The organism is Streptomyces sp. NPDC056486, assembly GCF_042795295.1.
GTDB lineage: Bacteria > Actinomycetota > Actinomycetes > Streptomycetales > Streptomycetaceae > Streptomyces.
Map to the genome: position 1 here is coordinate 1 of NZ_JBHTSF010000214.1, position 6,557 is coordinate 6,557.

At 70.4% G+C, this 6,557-nt stretch carries 11 protein-coding genes; all 11 read right to left on the reverse strand.

The window, feature by feature from the left end; all coding sequences use genetic code 11:
• Positions 1 to 32 precede the first annotated feature (32 nt).
• Complete coding sequence (locus ACFQ7F_RS41825; RefSeq protein WP_383283375.1) at positions 33 to 314, reverse strand: type II toxin-antitoxin system RelE/ParE family toxin; 282 nt, start codon at positions 312 to 314, stop codon at positions 33 to 35.
• A 39-nt stretch (positions 315 to 353) separates the two neighbouring features.
• Positions 354 to 509, reverse strand: a complete 156-nt coding sequence (locus tag ACFQ7F_RS41830; RefSeq protein WP_383283378.1) for a hypothetical protein — start codon at positions 507 to 509, stop codon at positions 354 to 356.
• Between the two features lie 274 nt (positions 510 to 783).
• Positions 784 to 1,836, reverse strand: a complete 1,053-nt coding sequence (locus ACFQ7F_RS41835; protein WP_383283381.1) for a hypothetical protein — start codon at positions 1,834 to 1,836, stop codon at positions 784 to 786.
• A 13-nt stretch (positions 1,837 to 1,849) separates the two neighbouring features.
• Positions 1,850 to 2,293, reverse strand: a complete 444-nt coding sequence (locus ACFQ7F_RS41840; protein ID WP_383283384.1) for a hypothetical protein — start codon at positions 2,291 to 2,293, stop codon at positions 1,850 to 1,852.
• A 12-nt stretch (positions 2,294 to 2,305) separates the two neighbouring features.
• Positions 2,306 to 3,370 carry a hypothetical protein gene (locus ACFQ7F_RS41845; RefSeq protein ID WP_383283387.1) on the reverse strand — a complete coding sequence of 355 codons (1,065 nt, stop codon included), beginning with the start codon at positions 3,368 to 3,370 and terminating at the stop codon, positions 2,306 to 2,308.
• A complete protein-coding gene (locus ACFQ7F_RS41850) occupies positions 3,367 to 3,564 on the reverse strand; it encodes a hypothetical protein (RefSeq protein ID WP_383283390.1) in 198 nt (65 codons plus the stop codon). The genes ACFQ7F_RS41845 and ACFQ7F_RS41850 overlap by 4 nt, the downstream gene beginning before the upstream one ends.
• A 95-nt stretch (positions 3,565 to 3,659) precedes the next feature.
• Entirely contained in the window at positions 3,660 to 3,965 is a 306-nt protein-coding gene (locus ACFQ7F_RS41855) for a hypothetical protein (RefSeq protein ID WP_383283393.1), read from the reverse strand.
• Between the two features lie 90 nt (positions 3,966 to 4,055).
• The gene (locus tag ACFQ7F_RS41860) at positions 4,056 to 5,405 is read right to left on the reverse strand and encodes a hypothetical protein (protein WP_383283396.1); all 1,350 of its coding nucleotides are present in this window, start codon (positions 5,403 to 5,405) and stop codon (positions 4,056 to 4,058) included.
• 175 nt (positions 5,406 to 5,580) lie between these two features.
• On the reverse strand, positions 5,581 to 5,748 hold the full coding sequence (locus ACFQ7F_RS41865; protein WP_383283399.1) for a hypothetical protein: 168 nt from the start codon (positions 5,746 to 5,748) through the stop codon (positions 5,581 to 5,583).
• Between the two features lies 1 nt (position 5,749).
• Positions 5,750 to 5,908 carry a hypothetical protein gene (locus tag ACFQ7F_RS41870; protein ID WP_383283402.1) on the reverse strand — a complete coding sequence of 53 codons (159 nt, stop codon included), beginning with the start codon at positions 5,906 to 5,908 and terminating at the stop codon, positions 5,750 to 5,752.
• Positions 5,909 to 6,076: 168 nt separating this feature from the next.
• On the reverse strand, positions 6,077 to 6,557 hold a 481-nt coding region (locus ACFQ7F_RS41875), incomplete at its 5' end, for a hypothetical protein (RefSeq protein ID WP_383283405.1).

The following is a 6,557-nucleotide window of genomic DNA, read 5'->3' on the forward strand; positions in this document are numbered from 1 at the left end:
CCTCCAGGCGGAGGGAGCCGGGCATTTGTGTCCTAGTTGCGGTGTCCGGCTCCGCCGCCGTAGACGTCGCGGCGGTAGCCGATGGCGATGATGCTCACGGCCCCTCCAGCGGTCGCGTAGAGGATGCGGACCTTCCCGATGGTGACGCGGTGCTGTCCGGTGCGGGGTCCGGTGAGGCGGCGCGCGCTCGCCGGGTACTGACCGGCGCAGAGTTGAGCGAGGGCGGCCTCTACGCGGGCGGCTTGGCGGCGGTCGCCGCGGCGCAGGCGGGTATATGAGCGGCGGGCGGCTGGGGAGAGCTGGATTGCAGTCATGGGCGGTGTCCTTCCGTGGCATGCCGCCCTGGCACCCGGTCAGCCGAGGCCGCAGCTCCTCGCGAGGAAGACTACGAGGACGAGCGCGGCGACGGCTCCAATGGCCTTGGCGCTGACGAATCCGCGCTCGTCGTCGTCCTTCGTGACGCGCTTAACGGTCACCTCGTAGCGCTGCTCTTCCGGCTCTGCGGCCATGGCCAACTCCCCGTATATGACTGGCGGTCGGGGTCCATGGTGCCGCACGCCGCAAGGGGGCCGGGCGGGTTCCGGCCGGGTAGATCGGCCGGGTAGAGGGGCTAGGACGCGGGTAGCAGGGTTAGGTTTTCGCAGGTCAGATGGGGTCTAGGGCTGCTAGGTAGGGCTCAGGTAGAGACTCGTGAGAGAGGGGAGGGGCGGGGCCTGGTCGCCTCTTTCGGGCCGCTCTCGCGGGGTGCGGGAGCGGCCCAGAAGAGGACTGGGAAGGGGCCCGTTACGTGCGGGCGGGGGCGCCCCCATCTGCCGCGGGGGTGGGGGTGTTGTCTCGGACCAGGGAGGCGGGCAGGCGGGGGGCGTGGCCGAGGGCGTCGCCGAGCTGTTTGATGTGGACGCCGCTCTTGTTGTTCTGACCCCCGGTGGCGGTCTTGATGTTGATCGATTTCACGGGGATGCCGAGGTCTTTGAACTCGGCGTTCAGGGCGCTCACGTCCCACTGTTCCTCGCGCCGTTCGGGGTGGCGGCTGGTGAGGATGAACATCCTGTTGTTGCGGCGCAGTCCGGCAAGGAGCATCTCCGTGTGCACGCCCAGGGCCTGGGTGAGGTGATGCTCTGCGGCTACGGCGTGCTCGACGTACTGCCGTAGTGCGGCGGCGGCCTGAGCGGGCGTGAGCTGGGCGGCCTCCTCGGGTGCCGTTCCCCCGCCTCCCGTTTCATGATCGTTTCGGGGTGTGGCCTCCTCGCTGGTCCCGTCCTCGTCGCCCTCGGCCTTGCGAGGGGCGGAGATGAGGGCGGCTGTGGCCCACACGACCAGACCGCCGGTACCGAAAAGGACGGGATGTTCAGGGGCCGCGCGGTACGCCGCGAGGCCGATGAAGACGAGGACGAGGCCCCGGCGTACCGGCCGGGGCAGACTGCTGAACTCCCCTGACGGGCTCTCGCCGTCGTCGCCTTGCTTGCCCTTGTCCTTCTTCCCCTTCTTCACCGCCTTGGGCTTGGGCTCCTCTTCGGGGACAACGACCCAGGCCCAGAGCCGGGTACCGAGGACGACCGATCCGGACGTGAGCTCTCCCACCAGGTGCCGGATTCCGTCACGCCCACCAAGGACGGCGACGGACTCGTGCAGGGAGCGCCCGGCGGCACGGACGTTTTCGAGAATCACGCCGAGGAGTCGGCGCAGGCCTTCGGCACGCCCCGCCTCCTCGCCGGGCTCCTCGTCGGGCTCGTGGTCCTGGTGCTCCTCCTCGGTCTCCTTGACCAGGGAGAGGGCGGGACGCTGGTCCGGAGCCTCGTCCGGCTCCGTCTTGGGGGTTTGCGCTTCGCTGCTCATGTGGTGGCCCCCCTCATCCCGCGAGTCGGGTTACGAGGTTGTCGAACAGGCCAGAGAAGACCCACCAGATCGAGCCTTGCCCGGTGCCGCCGCACGTGACGTAGAGCCAGAACGCAACCATCGCGGTCTGCGTCGCGCTGTTCTTGCGCAGGGCGAGGATGGCGACGGCGAGCATCGGCGGGGCGGCCGGTCCGACGTCGCCCAGGCCCAGGTCACTGCGCAGGACGTCACCAGGGATGTCGGCGAGGTCGGTGAACAGGTCCCAGGTGCCCGACGCCTTGACGCAAGCCGCGGCGAACATCAGGCCCAGGAACGCAAGAAGCCCCTTCTTGCCCTTGAGCTTTCCGTACTTGATGCCCATAACGAGGACGGCGCCGAGGATGAGCGCGGCGCCGCCCGCGCCGAGGCGGCCGGTCGTCTCGGAGATCGCGGCCAGGGTGACGGTGTGCGTGGTCATGTCGTGGTGTCCTTACGCGTTCGGGAGGTAGTAGGCGAGGCCGAGCAGGGCGGACCCGGTGACGAGGGTGGAAGCCCAGTGCAGGACGCGGCCGGGCCAGTGGACGGCCCATCGCTGGGTGCGCCGGTCGATGACCCACCAGGAGGCGACGGGCAGCGCGCAGCCGATGGCGAGCGGGGCGAGGGTGGGCGCGTCCCAGCCGTGCGCGGTCATGTATCCGGCGGCTGCGTAGCCGTAGCCGTTCGCGATTTCGGCGAGGTAGCCGGTGCCCGCGAGGCACACGATCCAGTCGAGCGGGACCGGCACGCGCAGGCGGGCGGTCAGCCGGGCGAGGACGATGAACGCGACAGGCACGGCCGCGACGGAGCACGCGGCACCGAGCCCATTGCCGGGGTTGGCGTGAGTCGCGAACAGGGCGTCGCGGGCGAGGTCGTCGAGGCCGATCGACCAGCCGAGGACGGTACCGGTCACATACTTCGCGGCCAGCCAACGGCGGGCGGTCAGGGATTCGAGGGACTTGATCGCCCCGCCGAGCCGTACGACCCTCTTGGCGGTCTGGTCGGTGTCCTCCTCTTCCGGTTCCGGCTGCTCCTGGTCCTCGTCGGCCGGGGCATGGACGGCGCCGGAGCAGCATGCGCAGCAGGTGGCGGCGTCGTGCTCGTGCGGGCCGCGGATGGGGCACTGGCAGGAGCACACGCCCCCGGTCCCGCCGCAGCATGCGCAGGAGCCCTTGCGCTTCTTGCCCTTGGCCCGGGTGCGGGGCTTGCGGCTCCTCTTCGGCTTCGCGGGCTTGGATTTCGTGTCCGGCGCGTCGTCCGGCTCGGCGGATTTCTCGATGGTGTCGGCGACGGGGAGCGTCGGCGCGGTGCCTCCACTGTCCTCGGCGGTCGCCGGAACGTCGGTGTCCTCCTCGACCTCGGCGGCCGGGCCCGTGTCGACGGAGGCGGGGAGTTCGCCGGCGGCTGCGTTCACGGCGTCCGTGATGTCGTCGTGCGAAACGAACGGGCCGAGCGGCCAGCCGGAGCGCGGGGGCTCGTCGGGGTCCGGCGGGGCCTGAGTAGTGGTCTGCTCGGTCACTGGCCCCACCCCCCGCCAACTCCGAGGAGGCCGAACAGGCGTGCCTGGACGGCCCTTTCGTCGGGCCCGGGGCTGGATGTGTGGATTTGCGCGGCACGGTCCTGTGTACGGGCACTGGCGGCGCGGGGGTGCCTGCGCCGCCAGGCGGACAGGCTGATGACGGCGGCCGTGCCGCCGGTCTGGTGGGCGGTCATACTGACCTGGTCCTCTCGCAGGATGGCGCGAGCGGGCCCCCGAGGAGCGTCGCAACTCGTATATCGGGGGCCGCTCGCGTGTTGGTGGCGCCGGGTCAGGCACTCGGGTGGGCCACCTGGTTCGGGCACGGGCACGGGTGGCTGTGACTGGCGCCCACGGCGTACTGAGTGCATTGCCGGTCCGTGCACAGGCGCTCGGAGATGCCCGAGCTGATGCACTGGCCGCACTCCTTCGCGGCCTGGATGCGGTAGAGCGGAGTCAGTGCGTTCAGCGCAACGGCGTACTGCTCAACCGCGCGGGGGTCACCGGCTTTGAGGGCAGCGGCCAGGGCCGAGTACGCGCACCCGATGTCGGTACGGACAGTGGTTGCGGTGATCGCCTGCCATGCGGTCATGGTCATGTGGGCTCCTGCCGGTCATCGAACGAACGGGCGCCGGTACGGCTTCCCCGGCACGTCCTCGTCGGCGACGAGGACGACCGCGGGCGCCGGTCAGCGCACGCTGTGTCCGTTGACCCGCTCGAACTTGCGGGGGGCACGTCCGGTGTGGGCCCCGATGCGGTCGAGGAGCTCGCTACCAAGGTCCGCGCGCAGGCCGACGGCCGCGGCGAGCCGGTTGGGCGAGACAGTGCCGGTGGTCGAGGAGATCAGCCGCCGGTCCCTTTCGGCTTGCGCTTCGAGCTTGGGCAGGGCCTCGGCGCCGGCCTCCACGAGGGAGGCCCATTCCTCTTCGGTCTTGCCCGCGGAAGTCGTCCGCCGCGGGGTGGGGCGAGGGCGCTTCTTCCCAGCAGGGAAGGGGAATTCTCGAGTTTCCAAGGGTCGACCGAGGACGTCGACGAGGCCAACGGGACCGTCGTGCCCGACGGCTCCGGGGACGATGAGGGTGGGTGCCTCGGCGTCGTCCGCGTCGAGTGCGAGTGCCTCGTCGGCAGCGGCGTCAAAGCTGCGTCCGTATCGGGCTTCGAGGAGCTTTGCCGACTCGGTGCGTACCTTGCCCTCTTGCTCCCTGATGCGCTTGACGACGCGGTGGGTGATGCCGAGAGCGGCACCGTGGCGCTGTTCCCACACGATCGCGCGGGACTGCTCGACGCCGATTTCGCCGTTCCACAGGACACGCAGCCGCCAGGCGCGCAGGGCGAGGAGCGGGTGGGCGAGGCGGAAGTGCACCGCCGCGCGGATCTGTTCTGCGGGGCGGCTGTCGCGTTGCTGTTTCTTCAGGTGGATGAAGGACTCGACGGAGCCGACTCCTGCGTACGCGGCGACGGCCAGGGCCGCCCCTGCGAGGGTGCCGTACTGCTCGCTTCCGTGTCCGTAGTTGATGGCGGCGACGACGGTTGCGAGGAGGAAGGCGGCGAGCCGGTACTTGCCGATGGGTTTGCCGCTGTCGGCAGCGTCGAGTTGGTGAATGATCGCCACCCACGCGACGGTTTCCAGGACGGCGGCGATAGCCCACCCGATCCAGCCGAGGGTGTCGCCGTGGTGCTGCAGGTCGGTGAAGTACCCGATCTGCATCGGGACGGAAGCGGCGAGAGAGACCGTGAAGGCGAGTGCGGTGATCGCGAACGCGCGGCGTTGGCGGAGTTTGCCGCGCCACCGGGCGGCGCGTGAGTCCGCGGCCTTCTGCTTCTCGCGTGTGTCCTTCTGCTTCGCGGCCCGCTTCATGGTGCGGCGGTCGATGCGCGCTTGCTGCTTTGCGGCCTTGCGCTGTTGCTTGGCTGCAGCTCGTTGGTTCTTGATGTCCTCGGCTGACGCGGCAGCCGCGTTCTCGATGTTGATCTGGTCCAGTGCGGCGCGGCCTGCGCGCGTCAGCGGTCGCGGCGGGTCGTCGGCTTTGATGCTCACGGCCTGGTGCTCCTTCAGCTTGCGTGTGCAGGTGAGCGGTTGGTCTCCTCGGGCGCCTCGAACCGGCGCCGCTGTGTGGCCGCCTGCGAGGCGCGGGACTCTTCCGCCGGGTGACATTCGAGGGGGCGCCGTCGCGGCACAGGCCGGGGCGGCGCCCCCGTGGTGGGGCGGTGGCCTAGAAGCTGCCGGGGGCCTTCTTGTCGCGGCTCTCCAGGCGGCTGCAGGTCAGCCGGTCGTTCAGACCCTGGTGCCCGGCCTTCTGCTCGGCGGTGAATCCCTTGGGGCTCGAACCGCTGGTGTCCTTGCTGTTGCCGTCGTCCTTGCTGCGTCCGAAGAGGCCCATGTCAGGCACCCCGGGTGTGGGCGTTGCGCCCTGCGGCGGTGCGGGCACTGTCGCGTTCGGTGCGGACGCGGTCGGCGGTGATCCGGGCCTTATCGGCGCCTTCACCGGCGGCGTTGGCACGGTCGATGCGTCGTTCGAAGTCGCGGGTACGGTTAGCCATAGCTGCTGAGCTCCTGCCGGTTCGTGGTTGCGTGGCTCGGTTGGCTAGGCCCTGGTCCGGTGCTGATGACACCGGGCCAGGGCCGTTGTGCTGTGCGGGGTCGGCCGTCGGGTGCTCTTCCGTGGCGCGCTTGGTGGCGTTGCCAGGCGGCCGAGCTGTGCCTGCGGGTCAGCCGCAGGCGATGCGGTGCGGCGCGACGGTCGCGGCGATCTTCACGTAGCCGATGTATGCGCCCCACCCGCCGGATCCGCTGGTGGTCTGCTGGACCCTGACCAGGCCGCGGTCACTGGGGTGGCAGGCGATGATCCGGGCCCGGTCGCGCTCGGTCATGAGGCCCTTGACGGCGCCTCCCGCGTCCCGGAGGTACAGCCCGCCGGTCCCCGGAGCGGGCGCCGTCATGCCGCTCGGGAGACCTGTAATTCCCTGTGAGCTCGGCCGCTTGACGGTGTCGGGGTACTCCGTGACCGTCGCCGTCTCCTTCTTGCCCGTCACCGGGTTGGTGCGCTCCTCGGCGTACGAGCGGGTCGGCTTGTCCGACCCGTCCCGATCGCCGTGCTTGACGGTGTCGGGGTACTCCGTGACCGTCGCCGTCTCCTTCTTGCCCGTCACCGGGTTGGTGCGCTCCTCGGCGTACGAGCGGGTCGGCTTG